Origin of the sequence: Cellvibrio sp. BR, from assembly GCF_000263355.1 — a bacterium.
Lineage (GTDB): Bacteria > Pseudomonadota > Gammaproteobacteria > Pseudomonadales > Cellvibrionaceae > Cellvibrio.
The window spans coordinates 697,277-713,985 of the sequence record NZ_JH668201.1 but is presented as its reverse complement, the minus strand read 5'-3'; the positions used below and the strand labels follow the sequence as shown (position 1 = coordinate 713,985).

11 protein-coding genes are annotated in these 16,709 nt (G+C 51.4%); 5 read left to right on the top strand and 6 right to left on the bottom strand.

What is annotated here, in order from left to right:
* Positions 1-81 precede the first annotated feature (81 nt).
* Together O59_RS08320 and O59_RS08315 are read right to left on the bottom strand one after the other, a co-directional pair.
* Positions 82-3,240, bottom strand: a complete 3,159-nt coding sequence (locus tag O59_RS08320; RefSeq protein WP_007641486.1) for an efflux RND transporter permease subunit — start codon at positions 3,238-3,240, stop codon at positions 82-84.
* Complete coding sequence (locus tag O59_RS08315) at positions 3,233-4,324, bottom strand: efflux RND transporter periplasmic adaptor subunit (RefSeq protein ID WP_007641484.1); 1,092 nt, start codon at positions 4,322-4,324, stop codon at positions 3,233-3,235. Before O59_RS08315 ends, O59_RS08320 begins: the two co-directional genes overlap by 8 nt.
* 211 nt (positions 4,325-4,535) lie before the next feature.
* Between O59_RS08315 and O59_RS08310 the strand changes: the two genes are divergently transcribed.
* From O59_RS08310 to O59_RS08300, 3 genes are read left to right on the top strand one after another with little or no spacing between them, the layout of a single operon-like run.
* The gene (locus O59_RS08310) at positions 4,536-4,823 is read left to right on the top strand and encodes a hypothetical protein (RefSeq protein WP_007641482.1); all 288 of its coding nucleotides are present in this window, start codon (positions 4,536-4,538) and stop codon (positions 4,821-4,823) included.
* 23 nt (positions 4,824-4,846) lie between these two features.
* Positions 4,847-6,553, top strand: a complete 1,707-nt coding sequence (locus O59_RS08305) for a PepSY domain-containing protein (RefSeq protein WP_007641480.1) — start codon at positions 4,847-4,849, stop codon at positions 6,551-6,553.
* On the top strand, positions 6,546-6,860 hold the full coding sequence (locus O59_RS08300; protein WP_007641479.1) for a DUF3325 domain-containing protein: 315 nt from the start codon (positions 6,546-6,548) through the stop codon (positions 6,858-6,860). The genes O59_RS08305 and O59_RS08300 overlap by 8 nt, the downstream gene beginning before the upstream one ends.
* 171 nt (positions 6,861-7,031) lie before the next feature.
* Here O59_RS08300 and O59_RS08295 read toward each other — a convergent pair whose 3' ends face one another.
* Positions 7,032-9,242 (bottom strand): TonB-dependent siderophore receptor, encoded by a 2,211-nt coding sequence (locus tag O59_RS08295; protein WP_198284774.1) that lies wholly within the window; start codon positions 9,240-9,242, stop codon positions 7,032-7,034.
* A gap of 149 nt (positions 9,243-9,391) precedes the next feature.
* Between O59_RS08295 and O59_RS08290 the strand changes: the two genes are divergently transcribed.
* Complete coding sequence (locus tag O59_RS08290; RefSeq protein ID WP_007641475.1) at positions 9,392-11,605, top strand: TonB-dependent siderophore receptor; 2,214 nt, start codon at positions 9,392-9,394, stop codon at positions 11,603-11,605.
* 27 nt (positions 11,606-11,632) lie between these two features.
* Here O59_RS08290 and O59_RS08285 read toward each other — a convergent pair whose 3' ends face one another.
* The 3 genes from O59_RS08285 to O59_RS08275 all read right to left on the bottom strand — a co-directional run bounded on the left by O59_RS08285 (position 11,633) and on the right by O59_RS08275 (position 14,329).
* The gene (locus O59_RS08285) at positions 11,633-12,598 is read right to left on the bottom strand and encodes a sulfite exporter TauE/SafE family protein (RefSeq protein WP_007641472.1); all 966 of its coding nucleotides are present in this window, start codon (positions 12,596-12,598) and stop codon (positions 11,633-11,635) included.
* A gap of 133 nt (positions 12,599-12,731) precedes the next feature.
* A complete protein-coding gene (locus O59_RS08280; protein ID WP_007641470.1) occupies positions 12,732-13,706 on the bottom strand; it encodes a GGDEF domain-containing protein in 975 nt (324 codons plus the stop codon).
* Positions 13,707-13,711: 5 nt separating this feature from the next.
* Positions 13,712-14,329, bottom strand: coding sequence for a hypothetical protein (locus O59_RS08275; protein WP_007641469.1), 618 nt, complete (start codon positions 14,327-14,329; stop codon positions 13,712-13,714).
* A 305-nt stretch (positions 14,330-14,634) separates the two neighbouring features.
* Here O59_RS08275 and O59_RS08270 point away from each other — a divergent pair, with 305 nt between their 5' ends.
* On the top strand, positions 14,635-16,701 hold the full coding sequence (locus O59_RS08270) for a M3 family metallopeptidase (RefSeq protein WP_007641465.1): 2,067 nt from the start codon (positions 14,635-14,637) through the stop codon (positions 16,699-16,701).
* Positions 16,702-16,709: the final 8 nt, after the last annotated feature.

Below are 16,709 nucleotides of genomic sequence, written 5' to 3'. Positions count from 1 at the left end.
TTGTCAATAAAAAGCAATTGTCAATAAAAAACAATTGCCAATAAAAACGGGCAGAGATTTTAAAAATTTCTGCCCGTTTTTTTATTTGCTTGTCACATTTTTACGCGGCACAAGTCGAGTTAATTTATCTCGCCAACTTGCCTCCGGGTTTAATACTTCTATCAACAAGCACGGCAAGAAGCTCAGCGTCAGCAGCATGGAAGCGGTGAGGCCGCAGAGCACAACTATGCCGACACCGCGATACAACTCCGTGCCAGCACCGGGAATAAGTACCAGTGGCAATAGCCCAAAGATGGTGGTGGCGGTGGACATGAGGATGGGGCGCAGGCGGCTGGCGACGGCTTCGCGCACTGCCTCTGCGATAGGCAGTTGGCGCTCATCCAGATTGCGGCGGGTTTGCTCCACAATCAGGATGGGGTTGTTGACGACTGTCCCCAACAAAATCACAAAACCCAGCATGGTAATCATGTCGAACGCCTGATGGCTGCCGCCCAGGCCGATAGTTGCCAGCAGTGCGCTCAGAGCATTGGTTGCTACCAAGCCCACCAGGCCACCGGCGATTCCCAAGGGTACCGTCGTCATAATCAGGAGCGGGTATCCCCAGTGCGAAAATATTGCCACTAACAATAGGTAAATCATCACCAGGGCGACGGCGAAGTTATTCAGTAATGAGGCGCGGGTGGAGGCGAGATCGTCCGCAGCGCCGGTAATACTGAGCGCGACGCGGCTGGGTAATTCGCCAGCGCGTTTCATGGCCGGAATTAATTCGGTGCGCATTTTATCCACCGCCGTTTCCAGCGCGACATCATCGGCAGGAATGATATAAACCGATACGGTGCGCTGACCATTCACGCGGCGCAACTCTTCGCTATCGACTGTTTCGCGCAGCTCGGCGAGCGCGGAAAGCGGCATGACTTGCCCGTTGGGTGTGCTGATGGGGACTTGCGCCAGCTCGCTGAGCTGTTGGCGATTGCCTGCGGTGCTGAACAAAAACATATCGATCTTGTCGTCGCCATCGATAAATTCACCCACAAAAGCGCCATCGCTATAAGCGGCAACAATAAAGCCGAATTCCTCCGGGCTAAAACCGAGTTCAGCCAAACGCTCCCAGCGCGGGCGGATTTCAATCAGCGGTTGGTCGAGTGAGAGCGATGAGGGCGATGAATCAATACGCGGTTCTTCAAATACGTCTTCCGCGCGGCGCATCACGTGGCGCGCTGTGTCGTAGAGTTCGCCCAGGTCAGGGCCGGTGATGTTTAACTCCACCGCGCGGGTGCCGCCCTGATTGCTGGAGATAATCGAACCACGGGCCGAAAAGGCGCGCATGCCGGGGTAGGTCTCAAAGCGGTTCACCAGTGCGGTCATCATGACATCGATATCGGCGGGGTCGCGCGGTTCGCTCATCAGCCAGAGTTGCCCGGCACTGATCCGCAGAAAGTAGTATTTCAGCGGCGGAATACCACCGTTTTCAGTGGTGAAGTCCTCTGCAGTTGCCTGATTCAATTCGGTTTGAATTTCAGTGCCGATCTTGTGCATTTCCTCGATGTTATAGCCGGGCGGCGCAAACATACTGCTAAAGGCTTTTGGCTCTTCGCCCTCAGGCAGGTATTCGGCGGCGGGCATAAATACCAGTGCCAAACCAAGGCTACCGACCAGCGTCAGAGCCATCGTCAGGTAGCGACGCTTGAGGGTGCAGCACAGCCAGTCAGTTATTTTCAGGATAGCTGCTTCGCGTTTGGAGCCTTCGCCCATGTCCATGCGCCCACCGATGGCGGCACTGGCGGCGGGCACCACAAACAGTGCAAACAGCATTGAGGCAAAAATAGAGGCAGAGATAGCCAGTGCGATATCGGAATAGAGTTGTCCCGCTTCGTCGGTAACAAATAGCACCGGCGCAAATACCAAAATGGTGGTAGCGCTGGATGCAATCACCGCGCTCCATACCTCGCGCACGCCGGTGACGGCGGCTTCGATACGATCCAACCCGCGTCGCCGCGCCTGTTCAATGCTTTCCAGCACCACAATACTGTTATCCACCGTCATACCAATCGCAAAGGCAATACCGGCGAGGGAGATCACGTTGATGGTGCGATCAAAGGCGGCCAGCCCAATGAAGGAGGCGATAGTGCACACCGGAATCCCCATCAAGCAGATGAGCGTAGCGCGGCCCGAACGCAGGAATAGGTACATCACCAGAGTGGCGAGCAGGGCGCCGAGGCAAAGGTTGGAGAAAACATTGCTGATGGAGCTCTCAACGTAGCGCACATCGTCGCCAATCATCAAAATGCGCAGGCCGTTGGGCTCCAGCAGGTCAACGCGCAATTTGTCGATCTCCGCGAGCATGGCGCGTTTGATATCGATAACGTTGGAACCCTGCTGGCGTTTGACGGCCAGGGTCAGTGCTTCCTCGCCGTTAACGATGGAGTAGCCGCGTTTCTCATAGTGATCAAGGCGGACTTCGGCGACATCTCCTAAACGGATATGGCTGCCATCGCTGTGGGTGATAATCAGGTTTTGCAGGTCGTTAATATCATCGAAGCGGCTGGTAGTGCGCAGCAAGTAACGGCGTTTGCCTTCGTTGATGTCGCCGGCGGATACATCGCGGTTACGGGCGCGAATGGCGTTGCTCACATCCTCCAGGCTCAGGTTGCGCTGGGCGATCCGCGCTGGGTCGACTTGAATCTGGATCTGGCGCAGGGTGTTGCTCATCTCGACTTGCGATACTCCGGCAACCCGCTCCATGCGCGGGCGTAGGTTGTCATCGATAAAATCGCTGATCATGTCCATATCCAAATCGCGTGGGTTGCCCACTTGCGGCAGCACGGCGAAATACATGAACGCATTTTCGGAAAAGGATTCGCTGTACAGGCGCGGTTGATCGACGTTTTCGGGGTAGTTGGGCACCTGGCTTAGGGCATTGGAAACCCGGATAAGCGCTTCATTGGCCTCGACTCCGATGGGGAATTCCAACTCGATCACGGCTGTGCCCATCTCGGCGAAGGATTCCATGCGGCTGAGGTTGGGCAGCGAACGCAGGTAGCGCTCCTGTTCCAGCAGGATTTCTTTTTCAATATCTTGCGGTGTCGCCCCCGGCCAGCCGGTTTCAACGGTGATGATGCGGGTATCCAGGTTGGGAATCATCTGCACCGGCATGCGCAGGGCTGCTGCCAAGCCGAGTACACACACAATCAGCACTATAACGCTCAGCAAGCGCCCTTGAAGAACCAGTTTTTCAATCATCGTTTTGGCCCTGCGCGCTGGATGTTGGGGCGGCGGTAATGGTCACTGATTGCTCATCACTTAACAGCTCGTTGCCGCGAATTACCACCTGCTCTCCGGCTTTTAACCCTTGTTCGACTAAATAACCGTCGCGCCCGCTGTTGCCCAGCGCAATCTGGCGGCGCTTGGCTTTACCGTTTTCCACCACAAAGACACTGAAGTTACCGTCGGCATTGCGTAGCACCGCATCGCGCGGCAATAACACAGCAGTCTTCGCTTGCTTGAACACTAAATGTGCACGGGCAGAGGCGCCCGGTACCAGTGCGGGCGAAGCCTCCGTTGCCGCGAGGCGCAGCAGGAAGCTGCGCGATGCGTCACCCACCGGCACTAGCGTGTCGATCCGCGCTGGAATCTGCAGGCCGGGTTGGGAATCAGGGCGGATCTGCACGGTTTGAATATGCTCGATGCTGGGCAGGTGTTCCTGCGGCAGCTGGACATCCAGGCGCAATAAATCCATTGAGACGAGGGTAAAAACTTGATCGCCCGGGTTTAACCATTGCCCCAGATCAGTCCACCGCGCACTGATCACCCCATCAAATGGCGCTTTGAGGTGATGTTTGGCTAAATGTTCGGCGGCGATACGCGCGTCGGCGCGGGCTTCCTGCAAGCGTGCCATTGCCAGTTTGGCTGCGCTTTCACGTGCGCTCACTTCACTCTGGGCAATATGACTTTGCTGTTTTAAGCGCAGTGCTTCATCGCGCAGGCGAGCGGCTTCAGTGGCGGCAGTTTCAGCGGCAGACAGCTGCGCCAGAGCGCGCTGGTGCTCCTGTTTGGCGATGCTGTCGTCCAACTCCAGCAGCAGATCACCCTGTTTAACGCGGCTGCCAAGGTCTACATGCAGGCGCTTGACTAGCGCATTAACGGAAACCGACAAGGTGGAATCGCGCAGGGCACGCAGCGTGCCACTCAGCTCCAACTCACTGCCCAGCGCCGTGGTTTCCAAGCGATGGGTAACAACTTGCAGCTCGTTGGGCTGAGCATTAATCGAATGGGATGTGGCCAACAATGGTAGAAACAGACAGGTGGTTAAGAGCAGGCGCTGCATAAGTCCTCATCAGTAGGGTAGGTGTCAGGGGGGCCATCTTAATGGGTTTAAGTTGGGAATCAATCTCATTTGATTAATGCTTTCACGTCTTAACACTTCTTCTTTGCTGGTTCTTATTGCGAATAAGTATCATTTATGAAAGCATGTGTGACTTTTCAGAAATGTGAGGCGACAGAGTGTTGTACCTCAGTGTTATACGACGAGACTTCTTATGACGACGTATTGGGTCACCATCAACCGTATCGCGGCGGCGCTTTTGGGCGGTTACGCATTTACCTGGGGTTTTACCGCACTCGGCATGGCCGGGTTGGTGGCGCTGGGTGTGGATTTTCACGAGGCCGAGACCGGGGTTTTACTACTCTCGTTTCTGGTGTTTTTGGGGTTATTCCTCTGGGCGTTTGCCGCCGCCAGTATGCTGCGGGTATGGGTCTTGTTGGGTAGTGGGGCAGTATTAATGACCTCGGCCGCTTGGGCGCTGCAACGCACCTTATTGGGCTGAGGTTTTCATGGTGGGAGATTTTAATGTTTAACAATTTTCGTCTATCAATGACATGGGTACACACCTGGTTTGGCCTGGTGCTGGGCTTTGTGCTCATGATTTGTTTCTTCTTTGGCGCGCTCTCGGTGTTTGATCGTGAGATTGACCGCTGGGCGATTCCTGACACCCGTTTCGAACCCCAGCCCATGCCGTCGTTTGATCATTTACTTAAACCGGTGTTTGAAAAACTGCGTGCACATCCAGACGATATGGCCGCAACCGCAGCGCGGGTAGTGGGCGATTTACCCCATCCAGACACTATGCCCATGGCATCGCTCTATGCCTACACCACACACCGCGACCCGGTATTGTCCATTGGTGCCGAGTTCAGTATCCCCAATAAACCCCTGAATCCAGCCGACGATCACCTGCACGTCCATGGTTGGGCGACCATCGATCCGCGCACCGGTGCGGCCATTCCCGACGATGCCTTAAAAATTGGCAGCCGCTGGTTTTACCCCATGCATTACAGCCTCAACTGGCATTGGAAAAATATTGGTTACTACATAGTCGGGCTGGCGGCTTTTGTGATGCTGGCGGCGCTGGTGACCGGGGTGATTATGCATCGCAAAATTTTCCGGGAGTTGTTTACCTTCCGCCCTAAAAAGCGCACCCAGCGCAGCGCTCTGGATTTGCACAATATGACCGGTGTGGTGGCCTTGCCTTTCCACTTCTTTTTTGCGTTTACCGGTTTGGTAATTTTTGCCAGCTTCTTTTACTTTCCTGTGTCGCATACCTTGCTCAAACCTTTGCATGACCAGCACGAGGTATTGGAGGCGGAGCGCACGGGGTTGCCGCATGAAGCAGCGGGTATTGCTGCGCCCATGGCATCGGTGGATGCCATGGTGGCCGAAGCGAAACGCCGCTGGGCTGCGCGCGATATGGCAGGCGAGGTGGGCTACCTGTTTGCCGATCATTTGGGCGACCAAAATGGCTACGTCAGTATCTATCGCGCGGGCAGCGACCGGGTTGCCTTGGTAGGTGAGGGCATTCACTTTAAAGCCAGTACCGGCGAAGTGTTGCGTGAGGACCCGCCACGCACTGTGGTGTCTGAAATCAATGAGTTTTTAACTGGTTTGCACTTGCAGCACTTTGAGCATTGGTTATTGCGCTGGCTTTATGTCATCGGTGGATTGCTGGGCTGCATTTGTATCGCAACAGGTTTTATTTTCTTCGTCGAGAAGCGCAAGCAGCAACACGCCAAAACTCAAAGCCAGGGCAGCCGTATCGTGGATGCTTTGGCGGTTACTACGGTGACAGGAATGTTGATTGCCAGTTTCGCCATGCTGGTTGCGAATCGCCTATTACCCGCCGACCTGGCTGGAAAAGGCGATTGGGAAATCAATGCCTTTTGGTTCGCCTGGTTACTGGCCTTTTTACATGCGGCATGGCGCAGTGCACCCGTTGCCCGCGCCGCCCGCAACCCCGCTTGGCGCGAGCAGTGTTGGATCGCTGCTTTGTTGGCGGTTGCAGCCGTTGTACTTAACTGGCTCACCACTGGCGATCATTTGGTCAAAACTGTGTTTACCCACACCTATTGGCCGGTTGCGGGAGTGGATCTCAGTTTGCTGGCTACCGCGGCGCTCTCGGTTTACGCCGCGCGCAAGTTGAAATTACGTGAGCAACCCGTCGCTAACATTGCTGCGCAAGAGGTTGATCTGGAACTTGTTGGGGATATGAAACATGTTTGAACCCTGGATTGTATTGATATTGGCAGGCATCAGTTGCCTTGTTGGTTTTGCCTGGCTGGCGTTGGCGATGAACGCTCACTGGCAACAAGTGATGGGAACAAGCGCACCCAGCACCCAGGTGCGAATTAAGCTCAGGTTGTTGGGGAGTCTCGGCCTATTTTTGTCGGCCGTGCTGTGTTTTATCGCCGACCGTCCATCTATGGCGGTATTGGTTTGGATTATGTTCTTGGCGGCAGCGGCGCCGTCGGTTGGTATGCTGTTGAGCTGGCGCCCACAGCTGTTGCGGATGGTGTGGCCGAGCCGTTAAACATTTTTGCGTGTGCACAACATCCGGATTGAAGATGAGCCATATGATTGGCTTAAACCAAAAGGCCCATTACGGGCCTTTTGGTTTTGTGAGGGTGGTGTTTTGTGTGGCTGATGTTTAAGTGAGCGATGTTTTACTGATTAAGTGTTGAGCGGTTTAAGCCGCAAAGAATCACAACTTCCACTTCACGGTGAGTGACACATTTCTCGGCTCGCCGTAGTTTGCGTAATCAATATTTGCCCAATAGATTTCGTCGAACACGTTAGTTGCGCTCAGCGAGGCCGTCCAGCTTTCGTTGAAATTCCACGTGGCATAGAGGTTGGTAAGTAAGTAGGAATCCTGGGTGAATGTTGCATCCGTACGAGTCGGATGAGTTACACCGTAGCCGATGGTTTCGCTTTGCCAGTTAACGCCGCCACCCAAAACCAGCGGTGCCAATGCGCCCGAGAAATGGTAGTGGCTGGACAATTGCACCGAGTGTTCAGGCAGGTTGGTCCAGATGCGATCATTGGTGTGGCGCTTGGTATCTACGTAGGTATAGCCAGCGTTAATCACCCACTGTGCGCTGAGGTTCCCGCTCAGGCTCAATTCAATGCCTTCGCTTTCGGTGCCATTAACCCCCACATAGGCTGAGCTGCCATCCGGCAGTGAATTTTCCGGCTGGGTCATATCGCGCACGGCGTAGTTGTCCTGTTTGGTTTTGAACACCGCGGTAGATGCGAGCAGCTTGCCATCAAAAAACTCACCTTTCACACCCAGTTCGGCGTTGCTGCCAAGTACCGGCTCAAGCAAATTGTTGTCCTTATCCTTGTAGTTCTGCGGATTAAAAATATCGGTGTAGCTGGTGTAGAGCGAAAATTGTTTGCTCAAGTCATACACCAGCCCTGCATAAGATGTCAGTTCATTGTCGACCTCAAATGTGCCGGTCTTATTCACATAAGCACCGGTGGTATTGTAGTTGTCTGTTCCTGTCTCCCAGGAGGTGACACGGGCGCCGATTACGGCAGAGAGTGAATCCGTAAGGCTAAAACGGTTGGCGGTATAAACACCCATTTGTTCCGTTGTGGCGATACGGAATGCGCCTGTTCGGGAATAGGTGGGCTGCGGTGCCTTGCCATCGTAGTTCCAGGCATCGGGTACCAGATAACTCCAGGAGGCAACCGACGTATAACCGGGTGTATTGGATTCCATCTCATAACTATTGGCGCCAACGATCAAGGTGTGCTCGCGCCCCAGCCAGTGGTAATCACCGGTGAGGTAAAGATCGATGCTGTCACGGGTGTCGTCACCGGCGCCAACACCGGCTAACAGTCGCACGCCTTCTCCGGTTTCACGGTCAGGGAAACCTTGGGCATAAACCCGCAAGCTAAATACGTCGCCTTCAGTGCGGTTTACTGCAAAGCGCAGTTTCCAGTCCTCATTGAAATTGTGCTCTACATCGGCAAACAAGGTGCTGGATTCACGCTGCCAGGTTGTCCACTCGGGGGCAAAACTGGTCGATACGGGCAGCTTGGCTTTGGAGCCGTCAGCCGCGAACAGTGGGATGGTTCCCCAAATAGTGCCTTCGGGGTTGTTGTCCTGATTTTGATAGCCCACAGCAACCGTGGTTTTTTCACCAATATCGCCCTCTACAACACCCAATACCGCAGTTTTGTCTTCGCGATAGCGGTCGCGAAAACTGTCGGAATCCTGATAGGCGACAACAACCCGGCTGCGCAATTTTCCGTCGCTGGTCAGTGGCGTTGAGACATCCACAACGCCGCGCTGGCGATCCCATGAGCCCACACTGGCAGATGCTGATGCATCCAGCGTTTTACCCGGACGTTTGCGCACCAGATTCACAGTGGCCGAGGGCGTGCCAACCCCTGAGAGCAGGCCATTGGCACCGCGAATTACTTCCACTCGCTCATAAAGTGCCGTGTCGTATTCCTGGTTGGTAGAGCCGCTGTAGGTGGGGATGCCATCAACCTGAAAATCGGTGATTTGGAAACCGCGCGCAAAGTACAGTGGGCGCTGGGTGTCGTAGAGTGTGACGTTGACACCGGTGACATTCATCATCAGGTCATTCATGTCGGTCATGGAGGTCAGCTCAATCATTTCTTGTGATATTTCACTGATTGATTGCGGTAGTTCGCGCAGGGCAAAGGGAAGGCGAGTAGCGGTTTTTCGTTCCTGGTTGCGGCCGTCAACTTGAACCTCCTCGACATCCGGGCTGGCGGCTGCCAGTTGCATCGGCAAGTCGGTAGCCTGAGCTTCAGCCCCAAGTGCTCCGGCGGGCAAACCCAAGGTTAATGCGAGAGTGGTCATTGCTAGATGGCGGTTGGATGGATGCTTGGCGACAGTATTTACTCGTAATGAAAACGGAAAGTGAATCTTATTCATGGGGGTTTTAGAGCCTGAGAGAGAAGTTGATATTTTCGTTAAACATAATGATAATAATTAGCATTCGCATTTTAGGTCGCGAGATTTTCCCCCGTCAAGGAAAAACGTGCCAACAAACTTCTCTCCCCCCGCTATAAGGATCTCCATTAATGTTTACGAAACGCATACTGGCGCAGGCAGTAGCTACGCTGTTCGGCTTGGGTTTTAGCTTCACGGGTCTTGCGGCTGATGCAGACGTGCAAGCCGAACCGTTGCTTAAAGGCAGCAAAAAATCTGGCACTGGTAACGTATCAATTGAAGAGGTGATGGTGACCGGTAGTTACACCACGCGCTCTATGAACGGTGCAACCGGGCTTGAGATGAGCCTGCGTGAGACCCCGCAAACTGTCACCATCATGACCAGCCAGATGATTGAAGACAAAGCGTTGGTGGACATGGAGCAGGTGCTTGATCATGTTCCCGGTGTTAGCAAAGTGGGCGATGCCTCTGAGTACAGCATGGTATTCGTGCGCGGTTTCCAGTTGGATACCGGCGTGCAAGTGGATGGCATGATCACCACCCCCGCCAATTCAACTTATTCCGGCGACCTGAGCCAGAGTATTGATCCGGTGATTGCTGAGCGTATTGAGGTATTAAAAGGTGCAGCCGGTATTTTAGGTGGGCAGGGTGAGCCGTCAGCGACGGTGAATATGATCCGCAAGCGCCCGACGAGCGACTTCAAATCCTCTGTTTCTGTATCGGGCGGAAGTTGGGATAACTATCGCACCGAGGGCGATATATCGGGCGCTTTAAACGAGTCCGGCAGTGTGCGTGGCCGTATTGTAGGCGCTTATCTCGATGGCGATTCCTATATTGACCGTTACACGCGCGATAAATCGGTGATTTACGGCGTTATCGAAGCCGATCTTTCAGAGCAAACCACCGTCGCGCTATTGGCCGATAACACAGAAGTCAACGCCAGTGGTGTTTATAACTGGAGCTCCAATCCGGCGTTTTATACTGACGGCACGCTGATCGACCACGAGGTTTCTTACTCCACTGGCCAGCCATGGGCGCACCGCAACATCAAACAAAGCAGCGTGATGCCAGAGCTAAGGCACGATTTTGGCAACGGCTGGACAGTCAAAAGTAACTATCGCTACGCGACTGCATCGCAAGACGTAAGCAACGCAAACTTCGGTTCCTTTGTCGATAAGGTTACTGGCGCCTTTGTTGATCCCTGGTCGCCCCGGCCGACATCACTGCAATCGGATCGCGAATCCGATACCCAGAGTTTTAATCTGATGGTCAACGGTGATTTTGTCCTTTTTGAACGCGATCACGATGTGGTTTTAGGGCACAGCTACAGCAGTAATGAATTCACTATGTATATGTCGACGACTTACGTCGAGTCGCTCAATTTTTATGTTGAAAGTACGCCACCAGCACCTGATTACTCACAATCACACCGTCGTTACGGCAACCTTGAAGAGGGCACTCAATCGGGCACCTTTGGGACTGTGCGCTTTAACCTTGCCGACCCTTTGAAGGTAATGGTGGGTGGTCGTGTAAGCGACTGGAGTTATAAAAACACCGATCTGATTGGCAGTGCTGCGACCAAGCGTAGTTCTGAAAATAATGTTGTCACGCCCTATGCCGGACTAGTGTATGACTTGAGTGATGTTATGTCGGTTTACACTAGCTACACCGGTATTTTCTTACCGGTCAGTCAATACGGTGCGGATGGAAACATATTGGAACCTACCGAGGGTACTAATACCGAAGCCGGTATCAAGCTGGCGTTTTTCGACAATGATTTAAATATTTCTGCGGCGGTGTATCGCGCCAATAAAGACAATGTTTCTGAATATGCCAACTTGGGGAGACTGCCCAATGGCAGTTATATCTACGAAAGTATCGATGGTATTAAGACCGACGGTTATGAGATTGAGATTGCCGGCGCCTTGAGCGAACAATGGAAGATCAGTGGTGGCTATACCCATAACGAAGCAGAAGATAAGGAGGGCAACCCGCGTCAGACGTACATCCCGAATGAAATGTTCAAGATTACCCACAGCTATACCTTTACGGATACTTGGGATGGCCTAACCCTGGGCGCCAGTGCGCGGTGGCAGAGCGATTCCTATTACAACTCCAGCATCGCTGCCAGCGTCAGTACAACGGGTGAACCTATTGATGTCAGACAGGAACAGCCGTCCTATTGGTTGGTCGATGTTATGGCGCGTTATGCATTGAATGAGTCGCTATCGGTCTCACTCAATATCGATAACCTGTTCGACGAATTCTACAACCGCTCCATGTGGGGTTATGCTGATTTTGGTGAGCCGCGCAGCGCAACATTGGGCATGAAATATAGGTTTTAAAGCAGTTGGTTTTTGTGAGCGCACTTATCAGCCGATAAGTGCCTTATAAAGATTAAACACCGATATCCCGCTAATCAGTAATCCCACCAAAATCAGTAAAGTCCTGGTCGAGAACTTTTTGCACGCATAGGCGGCGAAGGGGGCGGCGAATAATCCGCCTACAATCAAACCCGCGACCACATGCCAGATGGTTTCATCAACGAGAATAAACAGTGATGCGGCGCTGGTGAGCGTCAGAAAAAATTCAGCGAAGTTAACCGAGCCAATTGTGGTGCGTGGATCATGGCCGGTACCGACCAATGTAGTAGTCACTACCGGACCCCAACCGCCACCGCCTGAGGTATCCACAAAACCGCCCAATAACGCGAGTTTGGCAACATGCTTGGGTTCACCTTTGCGCGTGGCAATATGTTTGCGAAACGCTTTGCTCAGCACGTACATACCCATCAACAATAAATACACGGTGATAAAGGGTTTCAAGGTGTCGCCGTCAATTTGAGTAACGAGCAGTGCACCGAGCAGGCCGCCGACAATGCCGGGAATCAATAAACGTAAAAATAATTTCTTATCAACATTGCCGAATTTGGCGTGGCTTATACCTGATATGCCGGTGGTAAAGACTTCTGCCATATGCACCGATGCGCTCGCCAATGCCGGTGATGCGCCGGTCGCGAGCAGAAAGCTGGTTGAGGTGAGGCCATAAGCCATACCCAATGCGCCATCGACTATTTGCGCCAACAACCCCACCAGTAAAGCATTCCAAAACATGGAGTCATTGAGTGTGGTTTTGATGGTAGTAACGCCTTCATCCCAGCTGCTGCCAAATACCTGTGCTGCGCCCAAAGCGACAAGGCCAATAAGTGTCAGTATCGCAAACCATACTGCGGTGCGGATAATTGGGTGGAGGGGAATTTGTTCTACAGGAGGAATGCCGAGTGCTTCATGTTCCTGGTTGATGGCGTTATCGGATAGGTCGAGGTCACGAATTTTCATTCAAGCGTATTTCCATTCCAGTGTTGGGTGAGCGCATCCTATTGAGATGCCACCGGTTTGAGAAATATCGACTTGTTATCAGCTTATAACATCTGGTCCAGGGAATAAGGTTATTGCCCCTTGCCAGTAAAACTCAGGGGAGCAGGGTAACCCGGTTTCTCCCTCCCTCTTTGGAGCGGTAAAGGCCTTGGTCTGCTTTTTCGATCCAGTGACGATGATCGTGCAAGTCCTGATTCAGCTCTGCTACGCCCATGCTAACGGTAAACTGAATCACGTGTCCCTCTGCGTAAATGGTAGATTCCTCGATGGTTTTTCGCAGGCGTTCGGCAAATACGCAGGCACCATCGCCATTGGTGTTGGTCAAGATAATTCCAAATTCTTCGCCGCCGTATCTACCGGGAATATCCAGATCGCGGGTGTGCTCCCGGATGGTTCTACTGACGGCGCGAATAGCTTCATCGCCTACTGTGTGGCCGTAGGTGTCGTTAATTTTTTTGAAGTGATCGATATCCAGCATAATCAGGCTGGAAGGTTGTTCATACCGGTCAAAGCGTTTGAATTCTTGAATTAATCTCAACTCCCAGTAACCGCGATTAAATAAACCGGTCAGGTGATCAGTGCGGCTGAGGTTTTGCAGTTGTTTGTTAGCTTGTTGTTGTGCGAGTTTATTGACGGCGGTGTCGGTGACATCATAAATAATCAGGCAGATGTGACGTGCGACTCCATTGGTATCCAGTAGCGGGATAATGCTGCTATTTTGGTACATAAATTCAGCGGTGCCGGTAATAGGGCGATAATGCGGAAAGCGAAATAAATAAGGTCGCTGCTCCCAAGTAGTAAAGGCAGTATTTTGAAGTACAAAAACGGATTGGGCTTTATGTTTGAACCAAGCTTCCGGGAGTTCAGGAAATGCTTCAAATAAGCTCTTACCCAATACTTTCTCTGGGGCTTTACCGCTGTGGTTTTGCATAAAACTATTCCACACATCGATGGTATAGTTTTCGTCCATTACAACGAGCCCGACATCAATATTTTGCAAAATGTCCATTTGCCAATGAACATCGTCGAACAGCTTGTTTGAATCTTTATTTTTCGCCATCGGTGTCATTCAACCTAATCAAGTAGGTAGTCGAGTTTTTCGGTTAAGCCCGAGATTGAGTGCTCGGCAACCACTAACAATAAGTCGCAATTAATTTTGTGATCTTCAATGGCGTAATTTATCTCTACCACCAATGCCTGTTTCCATTTCATATTATTATTTTGTAACAAGTCGGTAATGTTGCAGTGTTGCCCCAGTAGCATGGGTGGGCCAAAACTGAAATGGGTATCCAACTGTTCGGCAAGTCCGCGCAGGCAGGCTCCGTTAAGCACATTAGCGGTATCCATCAGTAATTCGTATTGCGCTTGTTCATCCGGTACTTTGTCGTATTTCAGCAATCGCGCCAGGTCGTTGAAGTCGGTACCGTGAAAGATCAACATGGCTTCACCTGCGATTCCACCGCCAATAAATCCCTGGCATACACCATGAACTACATCGTTGTGATTTTCGCGGTTGAGTGATTGAAGCGCCATGGCGATATCGGTTGGGTTTAATACGCTGACGTGAGGAATGGACAGCACCACAAATACATCCAGCAGGCGAGCCAAATGGGAGCCGGCTTGGCCCATGGCGACGTTGGTAATCTCTTGCAAACAGTCGCGCTGGTCTTCAGTAAGCAGGTATTCAGGCATAGTTTCGATCTTGTTATACGCATCTGGAGGATTAATTCAAGCTTAGCAGCAATCTGTAGCTTTGTTGCAAAAGATCCCGGCAGTGAAAAGCAAAGGTTTTCGGCTTCTTGCCAAGCCTGAATCGGGCTGATTTTTTATACTCTAAGTGTCTATCGGCTATGGTTTTTTAGGCTCTTTGTTTGTGGTGGAAAGTGTACTACCATGCCCTGAAGGTAGGTTGGCTGGCGTTGACGATGGTATTGTCGATCATGCGCTTTCTTGAACAATAGTTAATAGAGGCAATTATGAGTCGATGCAAGGTTATCTTGACGAACATCTGTGCACTTAATCCGCTTGGCTTTCTCAAGCCGGTTTCTGTTCTGGCACTGGGGCTGGGGTTCCTAACTGGTTGCAGTCCAAGCCCAACAGAAAATAGTTCATCCTCTTCTTCTACTGCGTCTATCGCATGGCAGCAGCCAACCGATAAAGTTGCCGCAGACTACCTTGCAAATTGCCAAGCTGATCACAGTCAAATCCTGGAGCAAATGAAGGCGTTTTCTGTTGAATCAAAACGCTATGAAGCAAAAGAATTGCTCTCCGCAATTAACAATATAGATCTGCTATTAGATAAACAAATGAGTTTGGCGAGCCTCTACGCCAACGTGCACCCCAACGAAGCCGTGCGTGTTAGCGCTGAAGAGTGCGAGCAAAAATTTGTAGAACTGGTTAGCGAAATTAGTTTGTCGCGCCCACTTTACAATCATTTGGTGGCGGTAGATAACCAAGGGCTGGATGCGCTGGATAAACGTTTTCTCGAACATTTATTGCGCGACTTTAAACGCGCCGGTGTTGATAAAGATGAAGCAACCCGTAACCGCATTAAAAAACTGAATGAAGAAATCAATTTAATTGGTCAGAGTTTTGATAAAAACATTCGCGATGGCGCGCGCCAGCTGGTATTGGATTCTGTCGATGACTTAAAAGGTTTGCCGCAGGATTATATCGACGCTCACAAACCGAATGATGAAGGCAAAATTGTTCTCACAACGGCTTATCCTGATTATGTTCCCTTCATGCAATACGCTGAAAGCGACGAGCTGCGCAAACAGTTCTACATTATTTTCCGCCAGCAAGCCTACCCTGAAAACAAAGCAGTCTTACAAAACCTGATTGAAAAACGCCATGAACTGGCAAAAGTTCTCGGCTATGAAAATTTCTCGGCGTTTGTCACCGAAGATAAAATGATTGGTTCGCCCGCTAACGCGCAAACTTTTATCGATAAAGTGTCTGGCGTTGCAACTCCGCGTGCAGAGCAGGAATATCAACAACTATTAGCGCGCCTGCAAAAAATAGATCCTACGGCGACCCGTGTTGCTGACTGGCAAAAAATGTACGTAGAAGATCTGGTAAAAAAAGAACAGTACCAAGTTAACGCACAAGAAGTGCGTCAGTATTTTCATTACGACAAGGTTAAACAGGGTATTTTTGACCTTGTACAGGCAATGTTTGGGGTGACCATCCGCCCGTGGCAAACGGATGTGTGGCATGAATCGGTAAACGCGTTTGAAATAGTGGAGGGTGATAAAGTTATCGGGCGTTTTTATCTGGATATGCACCCACGTACAGGTAAATATAAACATGCCGCCGCCTTTTCTGTTGTAAACGGTATTGAAGGGGTTCAATTACCTGTTGCTGCCTTAGTGTGTAATTTCCCCGGTGGGGATGGCAGTTCAGGCCTAATGGAACATGCTGACGTAGAAACTTTTCTGCACGAGTTTGGTCATTTGTTACACGGCATTTTTGCGGGTACCAACCAGCGTTGGATGTATTTTTCCGGCATTAAAACTGAGTGGGATTTTGTGGAAGCACCTTCGCAAATGTTGGAAGAGTGGGTGTGGGATGCTGAAACACTTGCTAGCTTTGCACAAAACGACAAAGGTGAAGTTATTCCTCCAGCGCTGGTAGAAAAAATGATCGCTGCAAGAGATTTTGGCCGCGCCATGTGGACCAAGCATCAACTGTTTTATGCAGCCCTGTCATTGGGCCTCTACAACAATGATCCAGCGGCGCTGGATTTGAATGAGGCGATGAAAACAATCCAATCAACTTATTCTCCATTTGGTTATGTAGAAGATACCTACTTTTACGCCAGCTTCGGTCATCTCAATGGCTACTCCTCAATTTATTACACCTACATGTGGTCGCTGGTGATCGCTGCTGACATGCACAGCGAATTTGTGAAGAAAGGCTTGCGCAACCCTGAACTGGCAAACCATTTCCGTAAAACAGTACTCGAACCCGGTGGAAGCAAAGATGCAGCTGAATTGGTGCAGGATTTCCTGGGGCGCCCTTATAGTTTTGATGCGTTTGCGAAAGATTTAGCGACTGAGTAAAGAGAAGC

Excerpts from the sequence above, each read along its gene's own strand:
- O59_RS08320 (WP_007641486.1), bottom strand. The coding sequence starts at position 3,240 with ATGATTGAAAAACTGGTTCTTCAAGGGCGCTTGCTGAGCGTTATAGTG.
- O59_RS08315 (WP_007641484.1), bottom strand. The coding sequence starts at position 4,324 with ATGCAGCGCCTGCTCTTAACCACCTGTCTGTTTCTACCATTGTTGGCC.
- O59_RS08310 (WP_007641482.1), top strand. The coding sequence starts at position 4,536 with ATGACGACGTATTGGGTCACCATCAACCGTATCGCGGCGGCGCTTTTG.
- O59_RS08305 (WP_007641480.1), top strand. The coding sequence starts at position 4,847 with ATGTTTAACAATTTTCGTCTATCAATGACATGGGTACACACCTGGTTT.
- O59_RS08300 (WP_007641479.1), top strand. The coding sequence starts at position 6,546 with ATGTTTGAACCCTGGATTGTATTGATATTGGCAGGCATCAGTTGCCTT.
- O59_RS08295 (WP_198284774.1), bottom strand. The coding sequence starts at position 9,242 with ATGAATAAGATTCACTTTCCGTTTTCATTACGAGTAAATACTGTCGCC.
- O59_RS08290 (WP_007641475.1), top strand. The coding sequence starts at position 9,392 with ATGTTTACGAAACGCATACTGGCGCAGGCAGTAGCTACGCTGTTCGGC.
- O59_RS08285 (WP_007641472.1), bottom strand. The coding sequence starts at position 12,598 with ATGAAAATTCGTGACCTCGACCTATCCGATAACGCCATCAACCAGGAA.
- O59_RS08280 (WP_007641470.1), bottom strand. The coding sequence starts at position 13,706 with ATGACACCGATGGCGAAAAATAAAGATTCAAACAAGCTGTTCGACGAT.
- O59_RS08275 (WP_007641469.1), bottom strand. The coding sequence starts at position 14,329 with ATGCCTGAATACCTGCTTACTGAAGACCAGCGCGACTGTTTGCAAGAG.